The organism is Bradyrhizobium huanghuaihaiense, assembly GCF_025200885.1.
GTDB classification, from domain to species: Bacteria; Pseudomonadota; Alphaproteobacteria; order Rhizobiales; family Xanthobacteraceae; genus Bradyrhizobium; species Bradyrhizobium huanghuaihaiense.
On the sequence record NZ_CP104172.1, the window covers coordinates 3,320,133 to 3,345,762 of the forward strand.

The following is a 25,630-nucleotide window of genomic DNA, read 5'->3' on the forward strand; positions in this document are numbered from 1 at the left end:
TCTATGGAAATAGGAAGACGAGGCTGCCATTCCCACGACTTTCACGTCCGATCGAGGCGCTACGTCCTATGACCTGCAGCGTTTGCGATCAGCCGTTCGGGGAGAGAACCCCTGAGCTTTTCTGGACAACGCAGCGGGTTGGCACGGATGACGTTCCCCTCCTGGTCCACAGTTGCTCGAGCGCCTGCGTCGACTTGATCCCATCCGCGCCGTCCGGCTTTTTCGAGCGTCCCCATAAGGGTGGCGGCGGCATTGGAATGCCCGTCGCGTAGGGCATGAACCGTCGCGTTGAATGGACGAATCCGCCGGAGCGGAGGACTCGCCTCCAGGATGCAGTCAGCCTCCACACATCCCTTGATTTTATGCGATTGCCGTGGTAGTAACGTCCCATGATTAAATCGGTGCGCAAAGTCAACCTCTCGAACATGACCCGCTTCGGCTGGGCCGTGGAAGGAGTCGCGCGCTAGGAATTCGACGACGACATCTTTTCACAAGGGCCCCGCCGGCATCGGACGGGGCCTTTTCATTGGTCACGCTCCCTGCCGGCACAACAGCAGGAGCATCCGATGCCACCCCAACAGACGAACATCACCTCCGAGACGGAGGGCGATGCCGCGCGGCTTCGCCTCGACTTCTCCATCGCCTTGAACCTGCTCGGGCGATACTGGCGCGCGTTTCAGGGCTGGCGCCAGCGGTCACGAGCCACCTTGCAGGACCTGAGCGACAGGGAGCTGATGGACATCGGCCTGACGCGTGGCGAGATCGACCGCATCGCGCCTGAGCGTGCTATCGAAAGGCTGCGAGATCGCGCGGCGGATCTGTGGAGGCGCAGTGGGATGTAACTTCCTCAGGTGGGCGGCGTCTTCTTTTTGGCGGGCTCGTCAGGATGAGGTCTTGTTTCGCGGCGCAATCTAGACGGCATGGTGACGGGGGCGCGGCGCTTTCCCCGCCCGCGACCCATGCGCCTGACCAAACCCATTTGCCTTGCCACTTTTTCCACGGCAATATGCCGGCAAAACAACCATAGGACGGGTCAAGACAATGGCGGCTCCCATCAAGTTCGGCGTTGGCCAAAGCGTGCTGCGCAAGGAGGATGACGCGCTCATCCGCGGCAAGGGCCGCTATACCGACGATTATGCGCCGCAGGCCGCGCTCCGCTGCTTGATGCTGCGCTCGCCGCATGCGCATGCCAAATACACCATCGATGCGAGCCGCGCCCGCGGCCTGCCCGGCGTCGCGCTGATCCTGACCGCGGATGACGTCAAGGATCTCGGCAATCTGCCGTGCCTGTTCAACCTCGAGACCGATCCGTTCACCGGCCCGCCTTACCCGATCCTCGCCAAGGACGAAGTGCGTCATGTTGGCGATTCCATCGCCTTCGTCGTCGCCGAGACCATCGACCAGGCTCGCGACGCGATCGAGGCGATCGAGGTCAAATGGTCGCCGCTGCCGGCGGTGACCGGCGTCGTCAACGCCGTGAAGAACGGCGCGCCGCAGGTCTGGCCGGACAAGGCCGGCAACGTGCTGTTCGACGTCTCGATCGGCGACAAGGCGGCGACGGAAGCCGCCTTTGCCAAGGCGCATGCGGTGGCCGAAATCTCCATCGTCAATCCGCGCGTGGTTGCGAGCTTCATGGAGACGCGTGCGGCGGTGTGCGAATACGACGCCAAGCGCGACCATCTGACGCTGACGGTCGGCAGCCAGGGCAGCCACCGCCTGCGCGATATCCTTTGCCAGAACGTGCTCAACATCTCCACCGACAAGATGCGGGTGATCTGCCCCGACGTCGGCGGCGGCTTCGGCACAAAATTGTTTCCGTACCGCGAATACGCCTTGATGGCGGTCGCGGCGCGCAAGCTGAAGAAGGCGGTGAAGTGGGCGGCCGACCGCTCCGAGCATTTCATGGGTGATGCGCAGGGCCGCGACAACGTGACCACCGCGAAGATGGCGCTGACTGAAGACGGCAAGTTCCTCGCGATGGACTGCGACCTGATGGGCGACATGGGCGCGTATCTGTCGACCTTCGGGCCCTACATCCCGCATGGCGGTGCCGGCATGCTGCCTGGCCTCTACGACATCCAGGCCTTCCACTGCCGGGTGCGCACCATCTTCACCCATAGCGTGCCAGTCGATGCCTATCGCGGCGCGGGTCGTCCCGAGGCCGCCTATGTGATCGAGCGCCTGGTCGATGCCTGCGCGCGAAAGCTCGACATGACTCCGGACGCCATCCGCCGCAAGAACTTCATCCAGCCGAAGGCGCTGCCCTACAAGACCGCCACCGGCAAGGTCTACGATTCCGGCGACTTTGCCGCGCATCTCAAGCGCGCGATGGAGATCGCGGAATGGAAGGAATTTCCCAAGCGCGCCAAGGCGGCCAAGAAGGGCGGCCTGATCCGCGGCATCGGGCTCGCGAGCTATGTCGAGATCTGCGGTGTGATGGGTGAGGAGACGGCCAATGTCCGGCTCGATCCCAATGGCGACGTCACCGTCCTGATCGGCACACAGTCGAGCGGGCAGGGCCACCAGACCGCCTATGCGCAGATCGTCGCCGAGCAGTTCGGCCTCGCGCCCGAGCGCGTCAACGTCCGCCAGGGCGACACCGACGAGATCGCGACGGGCCTCGGCACCGGCGGCTCGGCCTCGATTCCCTCGGGCGGCGTCAGCGTCGAGCGTGCCACGCGCGAGCTCGGCTCGAGGCTGAAAGAGATCGCGGCGCAGGCACTCGAAGCCAGCGCCGGCGATCTCGAGATCACCGATGGCATCGTGCGCATTGCCGGCACCGACCGCTCGATCTCCTTTGCCGATCTCGCCAAGCGGCCCGGCGTCGATCCGTCGAAGCTGAAGGGCAGCGCGACCTTCGCCAGTGCCGACGGCACCTATCCGAACGGCACGCATCTGGCGGAGGTCGAGATCGACCCGGCCACCGGCATCATCAAGATCGTCAACTACGTGATCGTCGACGATTTCGGCAAGACGCTCAATCCGCTGCTGCTGGCCGGCCAGGTCCATGGCGGCGCCATGCAGGGCATCGGCCAGGCGCTGATGGAGCAGGTGGTCTATGGCGCCACCGATGGCCAGCTAATCACCGCCACCTACATGGACTACGCGCTGCCGCGGGCGGCGGACGGTCCGGCCTTCGTGTTCGAGACCCACAACATCCCCTGCAAGACCAATCCGCTGGGGGTGAAGGGGGCGGGCGAGGCCGGCGCGATCGGCTCCTGCCCGGCCATCGTGAATGCCATCGTCGACGCACTCTGGCGCGAGTACAAGATCGACCACATCGACATGCCGGCAACGCCGGAGCGGGTGTGGATCGCCATCAACGAGCACCATCGCCGCCACAGCCTCTAAAACCCGATCTCCGTGCGCCCGGGAATAAACGCGCCGCGCGGGGTTCTACCCATGATGGGGTCCCGGCTTCCCGTGAAGCCGGTGAAGTCTCATTCCCTGAACGTCTCGAGAGCCGGAGAAACGGACCAATGAAACGGACGATGATTGTCGCGGGCGCCCTCCTGCTGGGCGCGGGCGCCGTCATGGCGCAACAGGAGATTGCCGTCCAGCAGGACAATCTGATGCGCTCGATCGCCAAGAACCAGTATGGCGTCATCCAGAAGATGACGAAGGGCGATATCCCCTTCGACAAGAAGGCCGCCGATCAGGCCATCGCCAACATCGAGGCCGATGTTGCCAAGATCGCCAAGACCTTCGAGGTCAATCCGAAGCAGGATGTCGTCAACGCGACCTATGGCGCTTCGCCGAAGGTCTGGCAGAACAAGGCCGATTTCGACTCCAAGATCCCGCCGGTGCAGAAGGCGATCGCCGACGTCAAGGGCAAGATCACCGACGTCGCGAGCCTGAAGGCGGCCTACACCGCGATCAACGACCGCTGCACCGATTGTCACGAGACCTATCGCCTGAAGTTGAAATAACCGGGCGAAGTTCGTTTGTAGCCCGGATGGAGCGCAGCGTAATCCGGGAAGCCTGCGTGACTTGATGGACTTGTCCCGGATTGCGCTGCGCTCCATCCGGGCTACTAAGGCGGTTGCGAAAGCAGCCGCTTTTTTGTTGCGTCAACGTCCAGTCTCGTAGCCCGGATGAGCGAAGCGATATCCGGGGAGCCTAGCTGATAGTCTGTCCCGGATGTCGCTTCGCTCATCCGGGCTACATGACTCATAACCAGCCAATGAGTCGGCCCGCAGAAATTCTGTCCGCAAGGCCTGACGGATCGCTCTGAGAGCAGCTATCTTTGTGCCAACGGCCGTGCGCTGACACGAGTCGACGCATCTCGCTCCCGACTGCTTCATGACGTCAGGAGTTCCAACGCGCGGCGAGCATCAGAACAGCGAGGCAGGCCATGGTAAAACCGTTCCCGTCGAAGACCCATATCGGCAACCATATGCTGCATCCGGAAACCCTGATGCTGACCTATGGCTATGATCCGCAATTGTCGGAAGGCGCCATCAAGCCGCCGGTGTTCCTGACCTCGACCTTCGTGTTCAAGACCGCCGAAGACGGGCAGGACTTCTTCGACTACGTCGCTGGCCGGCGCGAGCCGCCGGAAGGCATGGGCGCGGGCCTGGTCTATTCGCGCTTCAACCACCCCAACAGCGAAATCGTCGAGGACCGGCTCGCGGTCTATGAGCGCACCGAGAGCTGCGCGCTGTTCTCCTCGGGCATGGCGGCGATCGCAACCACGATCCTCGCCTTCGTCCGTCCCGGCGACGTCATCCTGCACTCCCAGCCGCTCTATGGCGGCACGGAAACGCTGCTGACGAACACGCTTGCGCGGCTGTCGATCGGCGCGGTCGGCTTTGCCGACGGCATCGATGAAGCATCCGTCAGGCAGGCCGCGGAGGAGGCGATGGGTCGGGGGCGGGTTTCGATGATCCTGATCGAGACCCCGGCCAACCCGACCAATGGCCTCGTCGACATCGCGATGATCCGCCGCATCGCGGATTCCATCGGCAAGTCCCAGGGACACACGCCGATCATCGCCTGCGACAACACGCTGCTCGGCCCGGTGTTTCAGCGGCCGATCGAGCACGGCGCGGACCTGTCGCTGTATTCGCTGACGAAATATGTCGGCGGCCACTCCGACCTGATCGCGGGCGCCGCGCTCGGATCGAAGGCGATCATGAAGGGCATCAAGGCGCTGCGCGGCGCCATCGGCACCCAGCTCGATCCGCATTCGTGCTGGATGATCAACCGCTCATTGGAGACGCTGAGCCTCCGCATGGAAAAGGCCGATGCGAATGCGCGCCTGGTGGCGAGCTATCTGCGCGACCATCCAAAAGTCGCCAAGGTCCACTATCTCGGTCATCACGAACAGGACTCAGCCCTGGGCCGCGTGTTCGCGCGGCAATGCCTGGGGGCGGGATCGACCTTCTCGTTCGACATCGTCGGCGGCAAGGAGGCGGCGGTGAAATTCCTCAATGCGCTGCAGATCCTCAAGCTGGCGGTGAGCCTCGGCGGCACAGAATCGCTCGCGAGCCTGCCCGCGACCATGACCCATTCCGGCGTTCCCGCCGACATCCGCCAAAAGATCGGCGTGCTCGATTCCACGATCCGGCTGTCGATCGGGATCGAGAACCCCTCGGATCTGATCGCGGACCTCGCGCAGGCACTGAATGCGGCTTGAGCGGTGGATCAAAGCGGATTGGACGCGCGGCATGCCGACATGATCGCCGCGGCAGCCTCGTTGCTCTGCGCGCCCGAGAGCTGCCGCACGAGGCAGATGTAATAGCCCTTGCTGGATGCGTTCAGCAGGGAATCGCCGTTGACGACGAGCCAGTTGCAGGCGGAGCGGATGTACTGCACGGCAAGGGGCGACCGCGTGTCGCGGATGGCGGACAGCTCGCATTGAGCCTGCTTTTCCATGTCGCTTTGCGCAACGACGGGGCTGGAGAAGCAAAGAAACGCTCCGGCCACGATGAGGCCTGCCAGAACGTACAATGGCCCGCGCGCCGATCGTCTGATGCGCGCATCGTCGGGCCGATCGAGAACGCTGGAAACGAACCGCACAGTGCCACTCTGGAAATTGGTGAGGCCGAAGTTTACGGCGGAACGCGCGAGGCAGGCAAGGCACAAGCGTGGACCGCCGGAGCGGCCTCCGCCGCGAATCGAAAAGGCCGGACGCTCCCTCCTTGCGTCCGGCCTTTCCGCGACGAAGCCGCGCCGTCGCGTTACTTCATCACCTGGCCGCGGATCTCGCCGCCCGGGTTCGCAGCCGTGTGGATGTTGATATAGTACTTGCCGCCGAGCAGGTCGGCGGCCTGCGCGTCGGTGAGCGTCGCTTCGCCCTTGACCGGGCTCGAACCCGGATTGGCGATCGGGACCGCAACGCCGGCGTTCTTGCCGGCCTCGGCGGGGCCGTGGAAATGGGCGGCGGTGGCAGGACCGGAGAGCCCGGAATAGTTGACGGTCCACGACAGCTTCTTGCTGGCGGCGTCATAGTCGAGCTCGGCCGTTCCCGTGCCGCTGCTGGTGTTGGCGGGTACCTCGGATTTTCCGTCAAGCGTCGCCTTCAGTTTCTCCGCGCTGGCCGGGGCGGCGAAGGCAACGGCAGCTCCGAGTGCCAGAGTGGCAAAAACGGCTTTGGTCATGAGTCTCTCCCTGTTGACGCCTGATTGCTGTGCACTTCCAAACAGTACGTCCTGCAGTTTATTCCCGCATGACAGCCGGACCACCTAAAATATTCGTGGCTGGATCGGGCCCGGCATGACCCTTAAGTTCGCGCGCTCATGATGGAATGATTGAATGCTGCGACGAACACTACTTGCCGCCCTGATCGCCGCCCTCGCGGCTTTCGGCCTCTATTGGTGGTTGACCGCCCCGGCCGCGCTGGCCGTGCCGCCGCGCAGCCCCGATCTCGCCAACGGGCAGGAGCTGTTCAACGCCGGCGGCTGCTCGTCCTGTCATGCGGTGCCCAACCAGCCCGACCGCCTGCGGCTCGGCGGCGGCCTGGCGCTCGGCTCGCCGTTCGGGACGTTCTACGTCCCCAATATTTCCCCCGATCCGACCGACGGGATCGGCCGGTGGAGCGAGGCTGATTTCGTCAACGCCGTGATGCGCGGCATCTCGCCCGAGGGCACGCACTACTTCCCGGCGTTTCCCTACACGTCCTACCATCTGGCAAAGATCGACGACGTCCGCGATCTCTTCGCCTATCTGAAGACGCTGCCGCCGGTGTCCGGCAGGGTGCGCGACCATGCGCTGCCGTTTCCGTTCAACATCCGCCGCAATGTCGGCATCTGGAAGCTGCTGTTCATGAACACCGGGCCGTTCGTCGCGGACGCTGCACGCTCGCCGCAATGGAATCGCGGCGCCTATCTCGTGAACGGTTTCGGCCATTGCGCCGAATGCCACAGCCCGCGCAATCTGCTCGGCGGCATCATCACGGCGCAGCGCTTCGCCGGCGGTCCGAATCCGGAAGGCGAGGGCTGGGTGCCGAACATCACCCAGCAGGGCATCGGCAGCTGGAGCGAGAAGGATATCGCCGATTTCCTCGAGACCGGCGACATGCCCGAGGGCGATAGCGCCTCGGGTGCGATGCGGCCGGTGATCAAGAACCTGGCGCAACTGACCGCGGAAGATCGCGCCGCGATGGCCGCTTATCTGAAGTCGCTGCCACCGGTGCAGGGACCGACGCCGCCCAAGAAGAAGGAGGGCGGCTAGCAGCGAGCTCTAGCCCGTGCCGAACGCCTTGAAGGTGATGATGGTGAGGGTGTCCTGGATGCCCGGCAGCACCTGCACCTTCTCGTTGACGAAGTGGCCGATGTCGGTGTCCTTGTCGACGTAGAACTTCACCAGCAGATCGTACTGGCCGGCGGTCGAGTAGATCTCGGAGGCGATCTCGGCTTCGGCGAGTGCATTGGCGACCGTATAGGACTGGCCGAGCTTGCATTTGATCTGGACGAAAAAAGGAACCATTGCAGTCACTCCGAAAGCGCATCTGGCGGCTAATAGGCCAAAACCGGGGTGGCTTGGCAAGCGAACTTGCTGGCCCCCGGCCGGAGCGCTTCTAGGACGGCAGCGGCACGGCGGCGAACGCTTCCCTGAGCCGACGGGCGAGCTCGGCATTGCGATAGGGCTTGGTCAGGACGATCGATTGGGCGTGCGCGCGGCCCTGCTCGACCAGGGTCTCCAGGGCGTAGCCGGACGAGAACACGACCGGCAGGCCAGGGCGGATACGCCGGGCCTGGTCGGCGAGCTCCCAGCCGCTCATGCCGCCGGGCATCACGATGTCGGTGAACAGGAGGTCGATGGCCGGGTTGGTGCGAAGCAGCTGCAGGGCCTCCTTGCCGTGGACGGCCGAGATCACGCGATATCCCAGCGCTTCCACGCGTAGCGTGACGGAGGAGCGGACGAACGGATCGTCCTCGGCGATCAGAATCGTTTCGTGGCCGCGGGGCGCGGCTTCCTCGCGCGCCTCGATGTCGGCGAGCGACGTCTCGCCGCCGGCATGCGGCAGGTAGATGCGGACCGTCGTGCCGAGGCCCGGCTCGCTGTAGATCGAGACATGTCCGCCCGATTGCTTGGCGAAGCCATAGACCATGCTGAGGCCGAGGCCAGACCCCTTGCCGACCTCCTTGGTGGTGAAGAACGGCTCGAAGGCGCGCTCGATGACGTCAGGTGCCATGCCTTCGCCGTCATCGGTGACCGCGATCAGGGCGTAGCTGCCGGACTCCACCTCCGGATGCTGCATGCGATAGTGCTCGTCGATCGCCGTGAGCTCGGTGCTGAGGGTGAGATGCCCGCCCGAGGGCATGGCATCCTGCGCATTCAGCGCGAGATTGAGCACGGCGGATTCGAGCTGGGCGCGGTCGGCGAAGGCCTGGATGGAGCCGGAGCCGAACGCCGTGCTGATCTCGATGTTCTCGCGCAAGGTGCGCTTGAGCAGCTTGTGCATCGAGGTCAAAAGCTCGCGGCACTCGATCGCGCGGGGTTGCAGCAATTGGCGCCGGCTGAACGCCAGCAGCCGCTGCGTCAGCTCCGCGCCGCGCTCGCCCGACTGGCAGATGTCGTCGGCGAAGCGACTGAGGTCAGGACGCTCGCGGAGCTGCTCGCTCAGGAATTCCGCGTTGCCGATGATGACGGTGAGCAGATTGTTGAAGTCGTGGGCGATCCCGCCGGAGAGCTGGCCGACCGTCTCCATCTTCTGCGCCTGCTGCAGCTGCTGCTCGGTCAGCTTGCGCCTGGTCAGGTCGTGGACGATGCCGACATGGATCAGCTCGCCGTCCTGCCACGCCTGGCCCACCGACAGGTTCATCGGAAAGTGTGACCCGTCCTTGCGCAGGCCGACGGCTTCCCCTGTTGCGAAACGCTGCGCGCGACCGGTGGATGAGGGCCTCTCCTTGGACATCAGCATGCCGATGTCGCGATTCATGACCTCGTCGGCGCGATAGCCGAACAGGCGTTCACAGGCGGGATTGAACAGGAGAATGCGGGCCTGCGCGTCGAACAGGATGACGCCGTCGACCGCGGTGTCGACCACGGCGGTGAGGCGCGTCATGCTCTCGCGCAGCGCGCGCTGGGTTTCGCTGACCTGGCCGAGCAGCTGTGCCGCGTCCCGGTTCTTGGTCTCCTCCTCCTGAAGCGCGGCCTGGACCTGCCGGAGCTCGAACGGCGAGGGGATGGTCAGGATCTTCGGCAGCAGCGGCCAGAGCGCGACCGCGGTGACGACCGACGCCACGGCGGTCGCCGCCTTGACGAGACCCTCGATGCCGTAGACCGGCACCCAGAGCGTGTAGATCGACAGCACATGCGTCAGGCCACAGGCCATGATGAAGACGGCGAACGCCCAGAACACCCATCCGAACTTGAGGTCGCGCCGCTTGGTGACGAGGATCGCAAGCGCGAACGGGATCGAGAAATATGCCAGCGCAATGCAGGCGTCCGAGACGACGTGAAGCCATATCAGCTCGGGTTCCCAGAGCAGGCAGATGCCGTGCGGGGAGAACATCGAGGAGTCGAGGAGACGTTCGAAATAGGCCCACATGATCGGGTTCCCGAGAGGATTGCGGGCCGAGGCTGGCCCGCAACATGGCGTTGTGGACGAATCCACGGGCCAACCTCTCATTCATCGGAATCGATGCCAAGGCCGGGCGATGCCGATGTGATATTTGGGCGGGATGTACACGATTGCGGGACGACAGGGAGCGAGGCTGCGTTCCGCCTGATTCGCTAGCCCATGGCTGGCCTGGCTTGCTGGCACGCCGGGGGCGCGCTAGGAAAGGGCATGGCCGTGTCCTTCTCAAACGAACGTATCCGGCGATGACGACGCCCGTTGCGCTCACCATTGCCGGCTCGGATTCCAGCGGCGGCGCCGGCATCCAGGCGGATCTGAAGACCTTTGCCGCGCTCGGCGTCTACGGCGCCTCCGTGATCGCGGCGCTGACGGCGCAGAACACGCGCGGCGTCACCGGCATTCACGCCGTGCCGGCCGAGTTCGTCGCCGCGCAGATCGATGCGGTGTTTTCCGATCTCGACATCGGCGCGGTGAAGATCGGCATGGTCGGCCAGGCCGACAGCATCGACGCAATCGCAGCCGCGCTGTCGCGCTGGCAGCCGCGCCACATCGTCCTCGATCCCGTGATGGTGGCGACCTCGGGCGACCGTTTGCTGGCCTCGGAAGCCGTCGACGCCTTGCGCACGAGGCTGATGCCGCTGGCCTCGGTGATCACGCCGAACCTGCCGGAGGCCGCGGCTCTTCTCGGCGAGCACGTTGCCGCCAGCGAGGCCGAGATCGAAGCCCAGGGGCGCCGCCTGCTGGCGCTCGGCTGCCGTGCGGTCCTGATCAAGGGCGGGCACGGCCAGGGCGCCGAGAGCATCGACTATCTCGTCACGTCCGGACACACGACCGCGCTCGCCGCGCCCCGCGTCGCCACCAAGAACACCCATGGCACCGGCTGCTCGCTGTCCTCGGCGGTCGCTGCGGGTCTCGCCAAAGGTGAGGATCTCGAGGGCGCCGTACGCAACGCCAAGACCTGGATCAGTGCTGCGATCGCAGCCGCCGACCGCTTCAGCGTCGGCCATGGCCATGGGCCGATCCATCATTTCCACAAATTTTACTGACGGCGTTCCGGTTCACCCTCCCCTGGAGGGGGAGGGTCGGCTCACATTGAGCGCAGCGAAAATGTGAGACGGGGTGGGGTGACGGTCTCTCCGCAACGAACAGTGCCCGTGTGGATAGATCACCCCACCCCGCTCGCGCTGCGCGCGATCGACCCTCCCCCTCCAGGGGAGGGTAAGAGCCGACCGAGCCAAATTTCATCATTCTCGTTGCAGTTCCGGGTTATTGCGGGGGCGGCCCGCGGCGCCATGTCGCCTGATTGTCGCATGCGACTGATATTCGCGGGGAGGGCGAGGCAAGGCGTGATTCGTATTTGAAGGTGCCTCAAGGGTTCAATCGGTCATCCCCCTGTCACGGGACATTGTTACAGGCTGGCGCATGGGAAGTTACGATGTGAGTGACGAGAGCCCGGAGCGGCGCTTTCGCACGTTGTTCATCTCCGACGTTCATCTCGGAGCCCGCGGTTCTCAAGCCGACCTTCTGCTCGACTTCCTGCGCTACCATGATGCCGACACGATCTATCTCGTTGGCGACATCGTCGACGGCTGGGCGCTGAAATCGAGCTGGCACTGGCCACAATCGCATAACGACCTCGTCCAGAAGCTTTTGCGCAAGGCGCGCAAGGGCGCCAAGATCATCTACATTCCCGGCAATCACGACGAGTTTCTGCGCAACTATTACGGCACGCATTTCGGCGGCATCGACGTGGTCGAGAACACCGTCCACACCGGCGTGGACGGCAAGCGCTATCTCGTCATCCACGGCGACATCTTCGACCTCGTGGTGCAGAACGCGCGCTGGCTCGCCCATCTCGGCGACAAGGCATACGACTTCGCGATCCAGATGAATCGCTTCGTCAATTTCTTCCGGCGCATGTTCGGCGTGCCCTATTGGTCGCTGTCGCAATGGGCCAAGCAGAAGGTCAAGAACGCCGTCAACTATATCGGCGCGTTCGAGCAGGCGCTTGCGGCCGAAGCGCGCCGCCATGACGCCGACGGCGTGATCTGCGGCCACATCCACTACGCCGTGATCCGCGACGAGGCCGGCATCCGCTACATGAATTGCGGCGACTGGGTGGAGAGCTGCACCGCCCTGGTCGAGCACGACGACGGCCATTTCGAGATCATCACCTGGGCGGACCATTTGCAGAAGCCGGCAGAAGTCCCGCAGGTCGCAGCCAGAGCTGCATAACAAGGGCCACTTGATGCGCATCCTGGTCGCGACCGACGCCTGGCACCCGCAAGTCAATGGTGTGGTTCGGACGCTGACCAAGCTCGCTGATGCCGCCAAAAGCCTTAACGTCGAAGGTCTTGGCGTCGAGTTCACGTTCCTGACGCCGCAATCGTTCCGCACCTTCGCGATGCCGAGCTATCGCGACGTGCGCCTCGCGATGCCGCGCCCTGCGCGAATCGCGCGGCTGATCGAGGAGGCGCGTCCCGACAGCATCCATATCGCGACCGAGGGGCCGATCGGCTTGATGGTCCGGCGCTATTGCCGCCAGCGCAAGCTGCCGTTCACAACCAGCTTCCACACCCGTTTCCCCGAATATGTCCGCGCCCGCGTGCCGGTCCCGGGCTCGCTGATCTGGCGGGCGCTGCGCCGTTTCCATGCGCCCAGCCGCGCCGTGATGGCGGCGACGCCGGCGCTCGCCCGCGAGCTGACCGAGCGCGGCTTCGACAATGTCGTGCTGTGGCCGCGCGGTGTCGACACCGGCCTGTTCCACCCCCGCGCCGTCGACCTCTGCCTGCCGGCGCCGGTGTTCCTGTCGGTCGGCCGCGTCGCGGTGGAGAAGAATCTCGAGGCCTTCCTCGACCTCGACCTGCCCGGCACGAAGGTGATTGTCGGCGACGGCCCGGCGCGCGCCGCGCTCGAAGAGGCCTATCCCGATGCGATCTTCCTCGGTGAGAAGCACGGCGAGGAACTGGCCGATATCTATGCCGCCGCCGACGTGTTCGTGTTCCCCAGCAAGACCGACACGTTCGGCCTGGTGCTGCTGGAGGCGCTGGCGAGCGGCCTGCCGGTCGCGGCCTTCCCGGTGAAGGGTCCTCGCGACGTCATCGGCGATGCGCCGGTTGGCGCTCTCGATCACGATCTGCGCAATGCCTGCTTCGCCGCGCTCGGTGTCTGCCGGCAGGACTGCGTCGAATTCGCCGCCAACTACACCTGGGAGGCCTCGGCGCAGGTCTTCATCGACAGCATCCAGGCGGTCGGGGCGGTGCTATCAGGCAGGAATGGGGCGGAACAGCCGCGCTTCGTGGCCTGAGAACCCAAAACCCTCGCGCGGAGGTGTCTTGCCGGGGGCTCGATGGCCGCGATACAGTTGGCCATGACCGAACAGCTCCTTCCGGTCGGCCCTGCCGACATCGATGCCGCAGCGCGCGTGATTGCGCCCTACGCCATCCGCACCCCGCTGTTGTCCTTTCCCGTGCTCAACGAGCGCGTCGGTGCCAAGGTATTTCTGAAGCCGGAGATGCTCCAGCGCACCGGCTCGTTCAAGTTCCGCGGTGCCTTCAACAAGGTGTTCTCGATCCCGCAGGACAAGCGCGCCGGTGGCGTCGTCGCGTTCTCCTCCGGCAACCACGCCCAGGGCGTGGCGGCCGCGGCAAAAATCCTCGACATGCAGGCGACCATCGTGATGCCGGCGGATGCGCCGCTGTCCAAGCGCGAGCGCACCAAATCCTACGGCGCCGTGGTCGTGCTTTACGATCGCGACAAGGATGATCGCGAGGCGATCTCGCGCGGCATCGCCGAGAAGCGCGGCGCGACGCTTGTCAAACCCTATGACGATCCCTTCGTGATCGCAGGGCAGGGCACCGCCGGCCGCGAGATCGCGGAAGACATGGCAACGCTCGGCCTCAACCCCGATATCGTGGTGGCGCCGGCCTCCGGCGGCGGCCTGATCGCGGGCGTCGCGACGGCCGTGAAGGCGCGCTATCCGCAAGCCGAGATCGTGGTGGCCGAGCCCGAGGCGTTCGACGATCACGGGATCTCGCTGACCGCGGGTCACCGCGAGCCGCATCCGCCCGCGGGCCGCACCATCTGCGACGCGCTGATGGCCCTGATGCCGGGCGAGATGACCTTTGCGATCAACAGCAAGCTGCTCGCGCGCGGCGTCACCGCGTCGGACAAGGAAGTCGGCGCGGCCGTGGCGTTCGCCTATCGCGAGCTGAAGCTGGTGGTGGAGCCGGGCGGCGCCGTGGGCCTTGCCGCGCTGCTCGCGGGCCGCCTCGATGTGGCCGGCAAGAACGTGGTCATCGTGCTCTCCGGCGGCAATGTCGATGCCGACTTGTTCGCGGAGCTGGTGGCCTGATTTTTGGGAGGCTTTACTGCAGCGTCGCATCGTCCTGGAGACACGCGAGGGCCAGGTAGAGATCGTGGATGAGCCGGCGTATTCGTTCGGCTCCGCGGATAATCTGCGAAAATACGATACGGAAATCCGACTTGACGACGCTGATCTGAACTCAGTTCACGGAGTGAGAGCTGACGGGAAGTGGTCCGCAGTCTTTGGGGCTAGTGGAGGGCCTTCTGGCATCTATCAACACTCTGCCATCGAAGTGGACCGCCATCTCTATCTCGCGGTGGGTGATCAAGTGGTCTGCTTGGACCTTGTGACAGGTTCGAAGAACTGGTCACGACGCGTCGATCAGGCGACATGCTTCGGCGTTTATTGGGATTGCGCCCACAAAGCGCTCATATCCCACGGTGAAGTGCAAATTTCTCGTCTTTCCCTGTCGGGCGATGAGATTTGGAGTGCGACAGGCGCAGACATTTTCTCGGAAGGCTTCAGGTGCCTGGCTAACGGTGTCGAGGCCGTCGATTTCAATCAATCAGTGTACCTTTTTGATTACGCCAGCGGCGCGATTTTAGCCGGCCCATAAAGTTCGTGCTGCGAGCATGAAGAAAGGGCAGAGCGTCGCCGCTCTGCCCCTTTGTCGTTTCGCTCGCCGCGATCAGTGCATGAAGCCGCGGTGGTTGTTGCCGCCACCCATGCTCGGGGCCTGGTTCATCGACTGGCGAAAGTTGTTGTTGCTGTTGACCATGCGGTTCGGCGTCGTGTTGAGCTGCGGACGGTTGGTCTGCTGGTTCTGGACCTGCACCTTGTTCACCGGGTTGTTGTTGAGCTTCACGATGCCGGTGTTGCCGTTGTTGACGCGGATCGGGTTGTTCTGCGTCTGGACAGGCTTCACGTCGACAGTCGAACCGCCCTTGCCGACATTGACCGGCATGCTGACGATCTTGCCCGGATTGCCGTTGGCGTTGCCGCCGTTCGGCTTGGTGTTGGTCACGGGCAGCGTCACGATCTTGCCGGTACCGCCCGTGTTGTTGGTCGCGTTCATCGGCGCAGGCAGCGTGACGATCTTGCCCGGGATCTGCGACGGCGTGCCGTTCGGCTGGTTGTTGCCGGTCGGCAGGCTACCGATCTGGCCGCCATTGCCGAGCTTGCCGATGACGTTGCCGTCGACCGGCTTCTGCACGACGGGCAGGTTGCCATTGACCTGTGCACCACCATTGCCCTGCATCAGCGGCATGTATTTGGGCTGGCCGAGATTGCCCATCTTGAAGACAGGGGCGATGTTCTGCGGCGCCAGGAACTTGGTCGGCTGCATCAGGGGGATCTGCTTCGGCTGGGCTGCGAGCTTCAGCGCGGACACGGCATAGGGGCTGGTGCCGTAGCTGTCGTAGAAGGTCTGGTAGCCGAGCGGCGAATTCGCCAGCACCGCCTTGTGCCAGGCCTGCGAGATCAGGAGGTTGCTGAGCAGCCAGCGGATGTGGTCGCACAGCGGGTCGTGCGGATACATCCGGATGAACTCCTGATAGTACTCCGGCCGGCCCTCGGACACGACATAGTCATAGGCCTGGCGCGTCGAGCGGCTCGGCAGGTTGGAGGCCATCTGCACCACGGGCGCATTCACAGGCGCACGATTGGCGGCAACGGCGGTGTCGCCGAAGAAGGTGAAGTCGGACGTCAGCGAGGAGCTCTCCCACGGGATCTGCGCGCCGCTGGTAGTCTGGTTCACCTGGAGGCGCACGCGCTTGAACAGCTGCTCGATCGGCACGTTGGGCTCGCGCGCGACGTTGAGGAAGGCCTGCGTATAGGGACTATGGCCGCCGGTGCCGTCGAGCGCTTCGGCGCCAGGTGCGGTCGAGTAGCCGACGATCGAGCCGTTCGGCGCATCGACGATGGCGAGGCCGCGGCCGGCGTCGTTGACGGACGGGAAGGGGTTGTTGCGGCAGGCATCGAGGATGACGATGCGCATGCGGCTCGGGATCGTCTCCAGCGTCGACATCACGTCGACCAGGCGCACCGAATTATTGACGAGCTCGGTCTGGCTGGACACCTTCGCATCGACCGGAACGAGATAGTTCTCGCCGGCGAGCTGCACGCCGTGACCGGCGTAATAGACCATCGCCACCGTGTTCGGACCGCGCGCGGACACTTTTGCGGAGAAGTCCTGCACGACGCGCAGCATGTCGTTCTGGCCGAGGTCGGTTGCCGAGACCACCTCGAAGCCGGCGGAGTTCAGGAACTGCGCCATCGACTGGGCGTCATTGTCGGGATTGGCGAGCTGCGGCGCGTTCTGGTAGTTCGAATTGCCGATCACCAGCGCCACGCGCTGCTCCGGCCCTTGCAATGCGGTTGGGGCCGGCTGGACCGGGGCGACTTGCGCGGAAACGGGGCCGCAGGCGAAGCCGAACAGGCTTCCCACGAGGCTAGCCGTCATCAGGAAAGGCTTTAGGCGGAACATGGCGTGCTCCTCTGGCTCTGATCTCGATGCGAGATTGGTTGCGAGGCAGACTGGCCGCGTTCGAGTACGGGGTCCGTGATCCCTGTCACCATGGTATGCTGCGTGATCTGAATCACGCTCGGAACCTGCTATGGTGAATGGCCGGTTCCGCCGGCGAAGAACATGCTTCGGGGGAAGTGCCGTCACATGCTGAAATCGATCGATCCGATCCTCACGCCCGACCTGCTCTGGCTGCTGGCCTCGATGGGCCACGGCGACGACCTCGTTTTCGTTGACGCCAATCATCCCGCGGTCCGCATTGCGCAGAGCACGACATCGCAGCGCCTGATCCAGCTGCCGGGCATGAGCATGGAGATAGCCATCCGCGCCATCATGTCGGTCTATCCGCTCGACGATTTCGATCCGGATCCGGTGCGCGTGATGATGCCGGTCGATGATCCCGACCGCGTGCCCGACGTGCAGCGCGTGGTGCTCGCGGAGATCGCGCGCGCTGCTGGCCGCGCTGTCACTCCCGGCAAGCTCTCGCGTCCGGATTTTTATCGCGCGGCGGCTGCCGGGTTTGGTGTCGTGCAGGTCGGCGACAGCAGGGGCTATGGCTGCTTCCTGATCCGCAAGGGCGTGATCTGAATCGCGATGAGAACGGTCATCCCGCTTCAGGCTGCTGCTTGAGCATATCTCCGCACTAGCCCCGCCCCACCAGATGAGCCGCCGAGCGCCAGGCGTGTTGCGACAGGGCTTCGAGGTTTCGCACCACCTCGACACGAAGCAGGGCGGCGTCGGCGGTCAGGGTTCCATTGGCCACCGCACCGAGCGTCGCACTGCGATGGATGCGCAGCATTTCGGCGAGCTGTGTCGTACAACGCTCGAGCTCGGCGATCGCCTCGTCGGGCGGGTCAGCGCGCGGACCGGCCATGGCGTCGCCGGCACGCGAGGCGGGTACGGCGTGCGGCGATCCATCGACGCGGGGCGGCGCCGCAACGCCGCGCGCAATCGCAGCCGCGCTTCGCATGATTTCGGCACATAGCTCTCCGGCGCGGATGTCCTCCGGTCCGCCTGCCACCGAAGCGAAATTGTTTCCTCCACCTGCGAGGTCCGTCAGCCGCGACGCGTGGTCGAGGGCGTGCAGCGTGCTCGTCAGACGCTGTTGCTCGTCGTCGGTCTCAGGCGGTCCAGCTACATCCGACAGGAATATTTGTGCCTGGCGCACGGCATCGGCCGCCTCCTCTACGGATACAGCCTCCTTCCCCAGGCGTATCGATCCAGCGCGGCCGGCCAGTTTCGCCTCGACCGAACTGCACACCGTCAAGAGCACGCGCGCGATCGTGCGCCGTACCGCTTCCACTGCCACGACCGGGGTCCCAAGCGCCGAAGGATCGAGACATCGCGTCAGCGGCGAGCCGCGCTCGGGCAGAATCCGTTCGACCAGTCGCGTGAACGGATTGATCAGGGGCAGCAGGACCGCGACGCCGACGACGTTGAAGGCCGTGTGGTAGCCGGCCAGCAGCGTGACGCCGTCGATCGTGTCGGAGGCGCGCAGCAGCATCGGCGTTACCATGGGAAAAGCCACCAAAGCGATGAGTGCGGCAATCAGCTTGAAAAGAACGTAGGCGATGGCCAGCCGCTTTGCGGTCGGGCTCGCGCCGATCGCGGCCAGGGCGGAACTCGTCGCTGTTCCGATGTTCTGGCCGATGATCAGGGCGCAGGCCTGGTCCAACCCGATCGCGCCCGCGAAATAGGCGGACAGGGTCACCGCGATCGCGGCCGTCGACGATTGCATCAGCGCGGTCATGACCAATCCGATCACGACCAGCGCCAGCACGCCGAAGAGGCCCGACCACCATGACACCCCGGGACTGCCGAGGACTGCGGGCAGGTCCGCCGGGTGCAATCGTTCAGCCAGCCCGCCCATGCCCTGCTGCAGGGTCGTCAAGCCGAACAGCACAAGTCCGAAGCCGGCGAGCGCGGCGCCGACCCCGGAGATTCGTCCTCTGCCGAGAAGCTTGGTCAGCGCGCCGACGAAGATCATCGGCAGCGCCGCGGCCGTGAGCGAGACGCGGACGCCGATCAGCGCGACCAGCCAGCCGGTCCCGGTGGTGCCGATATTCGCGCCGAAGACGAGGCTCAACCCTTGCTGGAAGGTCAAGAGGCCGGCGCTGACGAGACCGATCGTCGTCATGGTCGTTGCGCTGGAGGACTGCACCAGCAGCGTGACCACGGCCCCCCAAAACGAGCCAAGCAGCGGCGTCGACGCAGCCATGCCGAGCACCGTGCGTAGCGCAGAGCCGGCCAGCGTCTTCAGGCCCTCCGTCATCACGGTCATGCCGAGCAGGAAGAGACCTACCCCGCCGAGTGTCGAGATCGCCGTGGACATGTGTGCTCCTTCCGACAGGGCACCACGAATAGCGAAGCATATTGATCGAGGCGGCGCAAAGCCTCGCACTCGAATTTGAGTGGCCTTCTCGCATCCGCCTGTCTATGGTCGATCCATGTCTCGCCTTGTGTGTCTCTTCGTTGCTGTCATCCTGTCGCTGCTGCCCGCTGTCGCGCCCGCTGAGCCCGTGCAAAAGCGCCCCAAGCCGGTCTGGAAGGGCTACGGCTTCCTGCCGGGCTATCGTCAGCCGCTGAGCAACAGCATTCCGCTCTACAAGCAGAAGGACGCCATGCGTCGCCTCGCGCGCAGTGAACGTCGCCATTGGTACATCGACCCGGTTCCTCAGTATTACCGCTGGGATGGCGAGTGGCACTATTTCGGCCGCCCCGGCTTCGGCGGCGGCCGCTACAACGGCGGCAGCTTTGGCCCGTGCTGGACGCGCACACCGATCGGGGCGGTGTGGAATTGCGGGTGAGCGCGCCGTCATAGTGAGTCTCATCACCGTCACCCTGAGGTGCGCGCTCAGTCGCGCAGCCGCGCCGCTGAGCAAGCCTCGAAGGGCGAAGGCCCGGCTGCATCTCGGCCGTGCATCCTTCGAGGCTCCCCGCACGATGCTGCGCATCGTGCGCCTCGCGCCTCAGGATGACGGAGCTGGTACTCTCGTCATTGCGAGCGCAGCGAAGCAATCCAGAGTCTTTCCGCGGCGACAGTCTGGATTGCTTCGCTGCGCTCGCAATGACGATGTGGAGAGAGCGTAGTCCCTTACGAGAAGAACGCGATCTTCTCGGCCTGGGTCATGCGGCGGATCGGCGCGAGCGGGTCGTTGGCGGGCGCGCGGGGTTTTTGCAGGATGCCGCTGGCGAGGATGGTGGCGCCGAGCGAGGGTTCGGGGAGCGGCGTGGGCATCGGCGTTGCGGCCGGTGCTCCGGCTAATGATGCCGTGGCTGCCATCGCCGGGGCCTGCTGCTCCATCACTTCGGCCGCGGCTTCCGCGATGGCGTCGGTGAGGCGCGCGAGCGAGTCCATCGCGATCGGTGCGTCGGCTGCGGGCTCTTCCGCGACCGCTGCGGGTGCGACCGGCTCCGGAAGCTCGGCGGCAATTGGCGCCACGGCCTCCGTAGCCATCGGCTCCGGACTTGCGCTGGCCATCTCGACCGGCTCGATGATCTCGTCGAACTCCGGATCGGGCGCGGCCATCTCCAGCGCGATGGCCTCGAGGATGGCCTCGTCCTCAGCTTCCGCGGCGGCGTCGAGCGCGAGCTCGTCGGCGGCTTCCACGACAGCGGTGAGCTCCGCGACCGGCTCTTCAAGAGCGACGTCTTCAACCGCGGCGTTGTCGGGCGCGATCTTGCTGTCGGCAGCGGCCTCCGGCGCGACGGTCGCATCCATGGCCTGCTCGGCCATTGCGAACGCTTCGGCGTTGCCGGCTTCCTCAATTTCTGCTTCGGGCTCGGGAGTCGCTGCGACGTCCTGCGGCGCCTCCGTAAAAGCCACGGGAGCTTCGCTCGCCATCTCGGCGGGTGCGGCTTGCGCAGGCGCAGCTTCCACCACCGCGGTGGGCGCCTCCTGCACTGGCGCCGGCGAGGGATGCTCTGCCTGCGGCGATGCGCCGCCCTCGGTCTGCTCGATCCGTTCCCTGAGCAGATCGAATGCCGCCTTGAGCTCGACGCGGGGGTCGATGGTCGACATCTGTCCGCAGGCGGCCTCGATCGAGGCGAGCTGCGAATCAATGAGGTCGCAGATTCGCCCGTCGGCGCCGATCTCGCGCCAGCGCCAGGAGATCTCCTTGATGATGCGCACGCCGCGCGGGATCGGCGCGAGGCTCGTCTCGATCGCGGCGGGATCGAACGCCGCGAGCGCGATCGTCTCGGCCTCGCGGATGGCGCGGCGGATCTCGACCAGCGCCTCCGGCAGGCGGTCCTCGACGACGGGTTGTCGCTGTGCCGCAAGGGTTTCTTCGATTTTCGCGACCGCATCCAGCACCATGCGGGTATCCGCATTGCGGTTGCGCTTGGCATATTCGCCGAGGAACCAGCGGCCGCGCGCGGTCTCCATGAAGGCTTCGCGGATCGCGTCGTAATCCTGCTCGTTCGGCTCGGCCGCGCGGGCAGACATGGGCGAAAGGGCGAATGCTTCGTTGGCCATGACAATCTCGTCGCGCAAATCAGTGCGCGTTACACTAACGATCACCACGATATCGACCGAATCGCAATTGGTTTGATGCAGTCCGAATCACAAATCCCCACGCCCGCCGCCGTGAAGCGGCGATTTGCCGTGAGCCTCGCCCTGTTCTATTCGGCACTGTTCGCGGTGTCGGGCACGCAGCTGCCGTTCTTCCCTGTCTGGCTGAAGGCAATCGGCATCGACGCGGCCTGGATCGGCCTCATCAATGCGCTGCCGGCGATCACGCGCTTCACCACGCTGCCGCAGATCACCGCCTTTGCCGAAAAGCGGCATGCCATTCGCGCCGGGATGATGGTGTCGGTGCTGGCGACCGCGATCGGCTTTGCGGCCGTCGGCCTGCAACAGCATCCGCTGGCGCTGTTCCTGATCTACGCGCTGACCTGCGTGATGTGGACGCCGTCGACCCCGCTCACCGATGCCTACGCGCTGCGCGGCGTCGCCCGCTACGGTCTCGACTATGGCCCCTTGCGGCTGTGGGGCTCGGCGGCGTTCGCCGCGAGCTCGCTCGCCTGCGGCTATCTCGTCGACGTCATCGCACCGCGCGACCTGATCTGGGTGATCGTGGCCTGGGCGGTCGTTGCGATGCTCGCCAGCCTGCTGCTGCAGCCGCTCGACGACATCAGGCGCAAGACGACGGAGAGGCATACCGACACGGCGCTGCTGCGCGATGTCGGCTTCTGGGCGCTGATCGCCTCGGCAGCGCTGATCCAGGGCAGCCACGTCGCCTACTACACCTTCTCCGCCATCAACTGGCAGCTCCATGGGATCAGTGGGCTGACCATCGCGGGGCTGTGGACGCTGGGCGTGATCGCCGAGATCGTCGTGTTCGCGCTGTCGCCGCGCTTCCTGCTGCATCCGTCCACGATGATGGCGATCGGCGGCTTGAGCGCCGTGGTGCGCTGGATCGTCACCGCCAACGAGCCACCGCTGCCGCTGCTCGCAATCGTGCAGCTCGGCCATGGCCTCACCTTCGGCATGACCATCGTCGGCACCATGAACCTCCTGGTGCAGCGCGTGCCCTCGCATCAGCTCGCGCGGGGGCAGGGCTATTACGCCGCATGCAGCGGGCTGCTCGGCGCTGTGACCTCGATCGCGTCAGGCGCGATCTATGCCCGCATCGGGGATGGCCTGTACTACGTGATGGCGGCGATGGCCGCGGCCGGCGCGCTTCTGATCTGGTCGGCGCGGCACCGGCTGAAGGCTCATCCCCAGAGCGAGGACTCCGGCGGATAGACCAGGCTGCCGTCATAGCGCAGGCCGTGATCGCGATCGCGCGCGAGCAGCAAGGGGCCGTCGAGATCGACGAAGCGCGCCTGCGGCGTCACCAGCATGGCGGGGGCCATCGACAGCGAGGTCGCGACCATGCAGCCGATCATGATCTCGAAGCCGAGTGCCTGCGCGGCGTCCGCCATCGCCAGCGCTTCGGTGAGGCCGCCGGTCTTGTCGAGCTTGATGTTCACGGCGTCGTAGCGCTCGCGCAGCGGCGCCAGCGAGGAGCGGTCGTGCACGCTCTCGTCGGCGCAGACCATGAGCGGCCGCCGGATCCGTGCCAGCGCCTCGTCCTTGCCTGATGGCAGCGGTTGCTCGACCAGGGTGACGCCGGCAGCGGCGCAGGCGGCGAGGTTGTGCTCCAGATTGGCCTCGGTCCAGGACTCGTTCGCATCGACGATCAGCTCGGACTCCGGAGCCGCCTTGCGTACGGCCGCGATGCGCTCCGGGTCGCCGTCGCCGCCGAGCTTGATCTTGAGCAGCGGCCGGTGTGCCGCTGCGGCCGTGGCCGCTGCCATGGCTGCGGGCGTGCCCAGCGAGATCGTGTAGGCGGTGGTGCGCATCCCGGGCGCCGGGCGGTCGAGCAGGCTCCAGGCCCGCCGGCCGGCCGCCTTGGCCTCCAGGTCGATCAGGGCGCAATCCAGCGCGTTGCGGGCGGCGCCCGGGGGCATGGCACCTTGCAGGGCCTGCCGGGTCAGGCCGCCGGCCACGGCGTCCTGCATGGCCTCAATGGCCGCAAGGGTCGCCTCGGGGGTCTCGCCATAACGGGGGTAGGGCACGCATTCGCCGCGGCCGCTGAGGCCGTTATGGCTCACTTCGGCCACAACGGTGACGGCCTCGGTCTTGGCGCCCCGGCTGATCGTGAAACTGCCGGCAATGGGAAAGCGCTCGATTCGCGCCAATAGGGCCGGAACTTTGCTGGAAGTCATTTTGAACTCTGGCGAAATCTGAACCTGCTGGTTACCTGTAGCAACTAACATTAACCACTTGGGGATACCTTTCTCTGGGTAAGGGCGCGTGCGCAACTATCTGAATTCATCTGTTTCTTGCGCCCCGGCGCGGGAGCGGACATCTTGAACAGCGATCCGAAGCTGGAACGGATTGCAAAGGGCAACGCGCTGGCACTCTGCGCCACCGGAACCTGGACCGCGAGCTTCGCGCCGGTCCTGGAGCGGATGGTGGCGGATGCCGAGAAGCTCGCCGGCAGTCCGCAGAGCATCTTCATCGACGTCTCCGAGGTCGCCAAGCTCGACACGTTCGGCGCCTGGCTGATCGAACGGCTGCGCCGCAGCCTGACCCAAGGCGCGGTCGAGGCGCAGATCGCCGGGCTGTCGGCCAATTATTCGAGCCTCGTCGACGAGGTGCGGCGGGTCCGGGCGACGCCCGTGGTCGAGACCTCAACGATCACCATCACCGGCATGCTGGAGCAGATCGGCCGCACTGTCGCCGGCGTCGGCGGCACCGTGGCGGGCCTGATCGACATGCTCGGCGCGGTGCTGGCGGCGGGCTTTCGCGTGCTGATCCACCCGCGCTCGTTCCGCCTGACCTCGACCGTGCACCACATGGAGCAGGTCTGCTGGCGCGCGGTGCCGATCATCGTGCTGATCACCTTCCTGATCGGCTGCATCATCGCCCAACAGGGCATCTTCCACTTCCGCCGCTTCGGCGCCGACATCTTCGTCGTCGACATGCTCGGCGTGCTGGTGCTGCGCGAGATCGGCGTGCTCTTGGTCGCGATCATGGTCGCGGGACGTTCGGGCAGCGCCTACACCGCCGAGCTCGGCTCGATGAAGATGCGGGAAGAAATCGACGCGCTGCGCACGATGGGGTTCGACCCGATCGAGGTCTTGGTGCTGCCGCGCATGCTGGCGCTGGTGCTGGCGCTGCCGATCCTCGCCTTCCTCGGTGCCATGGCCGCGCTCTATGGCGGCGGCCTCGTCGCCTGGCTCTATGGCGGCGTCGATCCCGAAGCGTTTCTGTTGCGCTTGCGCGATGCGATCTCGATCGACCATTTCATCGTCGGCATCGTGAAGGCGCCGGTGATGGCCGCCGTGATCGGCATCGTCGCCTGCGTCGAGGGGCTCGCCGTGCAGGGCAGCGCGGAATCGCTGGGGCAGCACACCACGGCGTCGGTGGTGAAGGGCATCTTCTTCGTCATCGTCATGGACGGCGTGTTCGCCATCTTCTTCGCCTCGATCGGGATGTGACGATGGCAGGCGAAATTCAAAATCCCATCATACGCGTCCGCGACATCACCGTGCAGTTCGGCACGACGCGCGTGCTCGACGGCCTCAACCTCGACGTCAAGCGCGGCGAGATTCTTGGCTTCGTTGGCCCGTCCGGCGCGGGCAAATCCGTGCTGACGCGCACCATCATCGGCCTGGTGCCTAAGGTCGCGGGCAGCATTGAAGTGTTCGGCGTTGATCTCGATTCCTCCAGCACGTCGCAGCGGCGCAATGTCGAGCGGCGCTGGGGCGTGCTGTTCCAGCAGGGCGCGCTGTTCTCCTCGCTGACGGTGCGGCAGAACATCCAGTTTCCGATGCGCGAATATCTTCGCGTGTCGCAGCGGCTGATGGACGAGATCACCATGGCCAAGCTCGCCATGGTTGGGCTCAAGCCCGAAGTTGCCGAGCGCTTTCCGTCGGAACTGTCGGGCGGCATGATCAAGCGCGTCGCGCTCGCACGCGCGCTCTCGCTCGATCCGGATCTCGTGTTCCTGGACGAGCCGACCTCGGGGCTCGATCCGATCGGCGCTGGCGATTTCGACGAGCTGGTGCGGACGCTCCAGCGCACTTTGGGTCTGACCGTTTTCATGGTAACCCACGACCTCGACAGCCTTTACACCGCTTGCGACCGCATCGCCGTTTTAGGGAACGGTAAGATCATTGCGGCAGGGTCGATCGCCGACATGCAGGCCTCGCAGCATCCCTGGCTGAGGCAGTATTTCCATGGCAAGCGCGCCCGCGCGGTCATGAGTTGAGTAGCCGG

General features: G+C 65.3%; 23 protein-coding genes. 15 read left to right on the plus strand and 8 right to left on the minus strand.

The features are described 5' to 3' along the window. Window positions 1-566: 566 nt before the first annotated feature. The 4 genes from N2603_RS15660 to N2603_RS15675 all read left to right on the plus strand — a co-directional run bounded on the left by N2603_RS15660 (window position 567) and on the right by N2603_RS15675 (window position 5,638). The gene (locus N2603_RS15660) at window positions 567-842 is read left to right on the plus strand and encodes a DUF1127 domain-containing protein (RefSeq protein WP_260389522.1); all 276 of its coding nucleotides are present in this window, start codon (window positions 567-569) and stop codon (window positions 840-842) included. 199 nt (window positions 843-1,041) lie between these two features. Beyond that, window positions 1,042-3,351 carry a xanthine dehydrogenase family protein molybdopterin-binding subunit gene (locus tag N2603_RS15665; RefSeq protein ID WP_260389523.1) on the plus strand — a complete coding sequence of 770 codons (2,310 nt, stop codon included), beginning with the start codon at window positions 1,042-1,044 and terminating at the stop codon, window positions 3,349-3,351. Between the two features lie 128 nt (window positions 3,352-3,479). Continuing rightward, a complete protein-coding gene (locus tag N2603_RS15670; RefSeq protein WP_260389524.1) occupies window positions 3,480-3,929 on the plus strand; it encodes a cytochrome c in 450 nt (149 codons plus the stop codon). Window positions 3,930-4,354: 425 nt separating this feature from the next. Next, complete coding sequence (locus tag N2603_RS15675) at window positions 4,355-5,638, plus strand: cystathionine gamma-synthase family protein (RefSeq protein ID WP_260389525.1); 1,284 nt, start codon at window positions 4,355-4,357, stop codon at window positions 5,636-5,638. Window positions 5,639-5,646: 8 nt separating this feature from the next. Here the strand turns inward: N2603_RS15675 and N2603_RS15680 are convergent, their stop codons facing one another. Further along, window positions 5,647-5,877 (minus strand): VF_A0006 family four-cysteine protein, encoded by a 231-nt coding sequence (locus N2603_RS15680; RefSeq protein WP_244635848.1) that lies wholly within the window; start codon window positions 5,875-5,877, stop codon window positions 5,647-5,649. A gap of 305 nt (window positions 5,878-6,182) precedes the next feature. Further along, window positions 6,183-6,602 (minus strand): CHRD domain-containing protein, encoded by a 420-nt coding sequence (locus N2603_RS15685; protein ID WP_018642907.1) that lies wholly within the window; start codon window positions 6,600-6,602, stop codon window positions 6,183-6,185. A gap of 154 nt (window positions 6,603-6,756) precedes the next feature. Here N2603_RS15685 and N2603_RS15690 point away from each other — a divergent pair, with 154 nt between their 5' ends. Continuing rightward, complete coding sequence (locus N2603_RS15690; RefSeq protein WP_260389526.1) at window positions 6,757-7,674, plus strand: c-type cytochrome; 918 nt, start codon at window positions 6,757-6,759, stop codon at window positions 7,672-7,674. Between the two features lie 9 nt (window positions 7,675-7,683). Here the strand turns inward: N2603_RS15690 and N2603_RS15695 are convergent, their stop codons facing one another. Both N2603_RS15695 and N2603_RS15700 read right to left on the minus strand, forming a co-directional pair. Beyond that, window positions 7,684-7,929 (minus strand): Lrp/AsnC ligand binding domain-containing protein, encoded by a 246-nt coding sequence (locus N2603_RS15695; RefSeq protein ID WP_018642903.1) that lies wholly within the window; start codon window positions 7,927-7,929, stop codon window positions 7,684-7,686. A 91-nt stretch (window positions 7,930-8,020) separates the two neighbouring features. Beyond that, entirely contained in the window at window positions 8,021-9,997 is a 1,977-nt protein-coding gene (locus tag N2603_RS15700; RefSeq protein ID WP_260389527.1) for an ATP-binding protein, read from the minus strand. A 275-nt stretch (window positions 9,998-10,272) separates the two neighbouring features. On the opposite strand from N2603_RS15700, the gene thiD reads away from it, so the two are divergent. From thiD to N2603_RS15725, 5 genes are all read left to right on the plus strand, one after another. Next, complete coding sequence (gene thiD / locus N2603_RS15705) at window positions 10,273-11,073, plus strand: bifunctional hydroxymethylpyrimidine kinase/phosphomethylpyrimidine kinase (protein ID WP_260389528.1); 801 nt, start codon at window positions 10,273-10,275, stop codon at window positions 11,071-11,073. A gap of 376 nt (window positions 11,074-11,449) precedes the next feature. Continuing rightward, complete coding sequence (locus tag N2603_RS15710; RefSeq protein ID WP_018642900.1) at window positions 11,450-12,262, plus strand: UDP-2,3-diacylglucosamine diphosphatase; 813 nt, start codon at window positions 11,450-11,452, stop codon at window positions 12,260-12,262. 13 nt (window positions 12,263-12,275) lie between these two features. Further along, the gene (locus N2603_RS15715) at window positions 12,276-13,334 is read left to right on the plus strand and encodes a glycosyltransferase family 4 protein (protein WP_260389529.1); all 1,059 of its coding nucleotides are present in this window, start codon (window positions 12,276-12,278) and stop codon (window positions 13,332-13,334) included. A gap of 63 nt (window positions 13,335-13,397) precedes the next feature. Continuing rightward, window positions 13,398-14,381 carry a threonine/serine dehydratase family protein gene (locus N2603_RS15720; RefSeq protein WP_260389530.1) on the plus strand — a complete coding sequence of 328 codons (984 nt, stop codon included), beginning with the start codon at window positions 13,398-13,400 and terminating at the stop codon, window positions 14,379-14,381. Window positions 14,382-14,445: 64 nt separating this feature from the next. Next, complete coding sequence (locus N2603_RS15725; RefSeq protein WP_260389531.1) at window positions 14,446-14,949, plus strand: hypothetical protein; 504 nt, start codon at window positions 14,446-14,448, stop codon at window positions 14,947-14,949. 72 nt (window positions 14,950-15,021) lie between these two features. On the opposite strand, the gene N2603_RS15730 is transcribed toward N2603_RS15725, so the two are convergent. Then, window positions 15,022-16,818, minus strand: a complete 1,797-nt coding sequence (locus N2603_RS15730; protein ID WP_260389532.1) for a caspase family protein — start codon at window positions 16,816-16,818, stop codon at window positions 15,022-15,024. Window positions 16,819-17,004: 186 nt separating this feature from the next. Here N2603_RS15730 and N2603_RS15735 point away from each other — a divergent pair, with 186 nt between their 5' ends. Further along, entirely contained in the window at window positions 17,005-17,445 is a 441-nt protein-coding gene (locus N2603_RS15735; protein ID WP_260389533.1) for an RbsD/FucU family protein, read from the plus strand. Between the two features lie 55 nt (window positions 17,446-17,500). Here N2603_RS15735 and N2603_RS15740 read toward each other — a convergent pair whose 3' ends face one another. After that, window positions 17,501-19,189: a Na/Pi cotransporter family protein gene (locus N2603_RS15740; RefSeq protein ID WP_260389534.1), complete on the minus strand. Its 1,689-nt coding sequence runs from the start codon at window positions 19,187-19,189 to the stop codon at window positions 17,501-17,503. 115 nt (window positions 19,190-19,304) lie between these two features. Here N2603_RS15740 and N2603_RS15745 point away from each other — a divergent pair, with 115 nt between their 5' ends. Continuing rightward, window positions 19,305-19,664, plus strand: a complete 360-nt coding sequence (locus N2603_RS15745; RefSeq protein WP_026311971.1) for a hypothetical protein — start codon at window positions 19,305-19,307, stop codon at window positions 19,662-19,664. A 287-nt stretch (window positions 19,665-19,951) separates the two neighbouring features. Here the strand turns inward: N2603_RS15745 and N2603_RS15750 are convergent, their stop codons facing one another. Then, window positions 19,952-21,334 (minus strand): hypothetical protein, encoded by a 1,383-nt coding sequence (locus N2603_RS15750; protein WP_260389535.1) that lies wholly within the window; start codon window positions 21,332-21,334, stop codon window positions 19,952-19,954. Window positions 21,335-21,409: 75 nt separating this feature from the next. Between N2603_RS15750 and N2603_RS15755 the strand changes: the two genes are divergently transcribed. Then, window positions 21,410-22,606 carry an MFS transporter gene (locus N2603_RS15755; RefSeq protein ID WP_018642887.1) on the plus strand — a complete coding sequence of 399 codons (1,197 nt, stop codon included), beginning with the start codon at window positions 21,410-21,412 and terminating at the stop codon, window positions 22,604-22,606. Here N2603_RS15755 and dgcA read toward each other — a convergent pair. Next, a complete protein-coding gene (gene dgcA, locus N2603_RS15760) occupies window positions 22,576-23,571 on the minus strand; it encodes an N-acetyl-D-Glu racemase DgcA (protein WP_260389537.1) in 996 nt (331 codons plus the stop codon). The two genes, N2603_RS15755 and dgcA, sit on opposite strands and share 31 nt — an antisense overlap. A gap of 144 nt (window positions 23,572-23,715) precedes the next feature. On the opposite strand from dgcA, the gene N2603_RS15765 reads away from it, so the two are divergent. After that, window positions 23,716-24,849 (plus strand): MlaE family ABC transporter permease, encoded by a 1,134-nt coding sequence (locus tag N2603_RS15765; RefSeq protein ID WP_260389538.1) that lies wholly within the window; start codon window positions 23,716-23,718, stop codon window positions 24,847-24,849. A gap of 2 nt (window positions 24,850-24,851) precedes the next feature. Next, complete coding sequence (locus N2603_RS15770; RefSeq protein ID WP_018642882.1) at window positions 24,852-25,622, plus strand: ABC transporter ATP-binding protein; 771 nt, start codon at window positions 24,852-24,854, stop codon at window positions 25,620-25,622. Window positions 25,623-25,630 lie beyond the last annotated feature (8 nt).

Bases quoted from the DNA above. Each gene is read 5' to 3' on its own strand.
- N2603_RS15720 (WP_260389530.1), top strand. From the start codon at position 13,398: ATGACCGAACAGCTCCTTCCGGTCGGCCCTGCCGACATCGATGCCGCA.
- N2603_RS15665 (WP_260389523.1), top strand. From the start codon at position 1,042: ATGGCGGCTCCCATCAAGTTCGGCGTTGGCCAAAGCGTGCTGCGCAAG.
- N2603_RS15690 (WP_260389526.1), top strand. From the start codon at position 6,757: ATGCTGCGACGAACACTACTTGCCGCCCTGATCGCCGCCCTCGCGGCT.
- thiD (WP_260389528.1), top strand. From the start codon at position 10,273: ATGACGACGCCCGTTGCGCTCACCATTGCCGGCTCGGATTCCAGCGGC.
- N2603_RS15675 (WP_260389525.1), top strand. From the start codon at position 4,355: ATGGTAAAACCGTTCCCGTCGAAGACCCATATCGGCAACCATATGCTG.
- N2603_RS15730 (WP_260389532.1), bottom strand. From the start codon at position 16,818: ATGTTCCGCCTAAAGCCTTTCCTGATGACGGCTAGCCTCGTGGGAAGC.
- N2603_RS15700 (WP_260389527.1), bottom strand. From the start codon at position 9,997: ATGTGGGCCTATTTCGAACGTCTCCTCGACTCCTCGATGTTCTCCCCG.
- N2603_RS15695 (WP_018642903.1), bottom strand. From the start codon at position 7,929: ATGGTTCCTTTTTTCGTCCAGATCAAATGCAAGCTCGGCCAGTCCTAT.
- dgcA (WP_260389537.1), bottom strand. From the start codon at position 23,571: ATGACTTCCAGCAAAGTTCCGGCCCTATTGGCGCGAATCGAGCGCTTT.
- N2603_RS15715 (WP_260389529.1), top strand. From the start codon at position 12,276: ATGCGCATCCTGGTCGCGACCGACGCCTGGCACCCGCAAGTCAATGGT.
- N2603_RS15710 (WP_018642900.1), top strand. From the start codon at position 11,450: ATGGGAAGTTACGATGTGAGTGACGAGAGCCCGGAGCGGCGCTTTCGC.
- N2603_RS15770 (WP_018642882.1), top strand. From the start codon at position 24,852: ATGGCAGGCGAAATTCAAAATCCCATCATACGCGTCCGCGACATCACC.
- N2603_RS15750 (WP_260389535.1), bottom strand. From the start codon at position 21,334: ATGGCCAACGAAGCATTCGCCCTTTCGCCCATGTCTGCCCGCGCGGCC.
- N2603_RS15685 (WP_018642907.1), bottom strand. From the start codon at position 6,602: ATGACCAAAGCCGTTTTTGCCACTCTGGCACTCGGAGCTGCCGTTGCC.
- N2603_RS15670 (WP_260389524.1), top strand. From the start codon at position 3,480: ATGAAACGGACGATGATTGTCGCGGGCGCCCTCCTGCTGGGCGCGGGC.
- N2603_RS15755 (WP_018642887.1), top strand. From the start codon at position 21,410: ATGCAGTCCGAATCACAAATCCCCACGCCCGCCGCCGTGAAGCGGCGA.
- N2603_RS15740 (WP_260389534.1), bottom strand. From the start codon at position 19,189: ATGTCCACGGCGATCTCGACACTCGGCGGGGTAGGTCTCTTCCTGCTC.
- N2603_RS15735 (WP_260389533.1), top strand. From the start codon at position 17,005: ATGCTGAAATCGATCGATCCGATCCTCACGCCCGACCTGCTCTGGCTG.
- N2603_RS15660 (WP_260389522.1), top strand. From the start codon at position 567: ATGCCACCCCAACAGACGAACATCACCTCCGAGACGGAGGGCGATGCC.
- N2603_RS15745 (WP_026311971.1), top strand. From the start codon at position 19,305: ATGTCTCGCCTTGTGTGTCTCTTCGTTGCTGTCATCCTGTCGCTGCTG.
- N2603_RS15680 (WP_244635848.1), bottom strand. From the start codon at position 5,877: ATGGAAAAGCAGGCTCAATGCGAGCTGTCCGCCATCCGCGACACGCGG.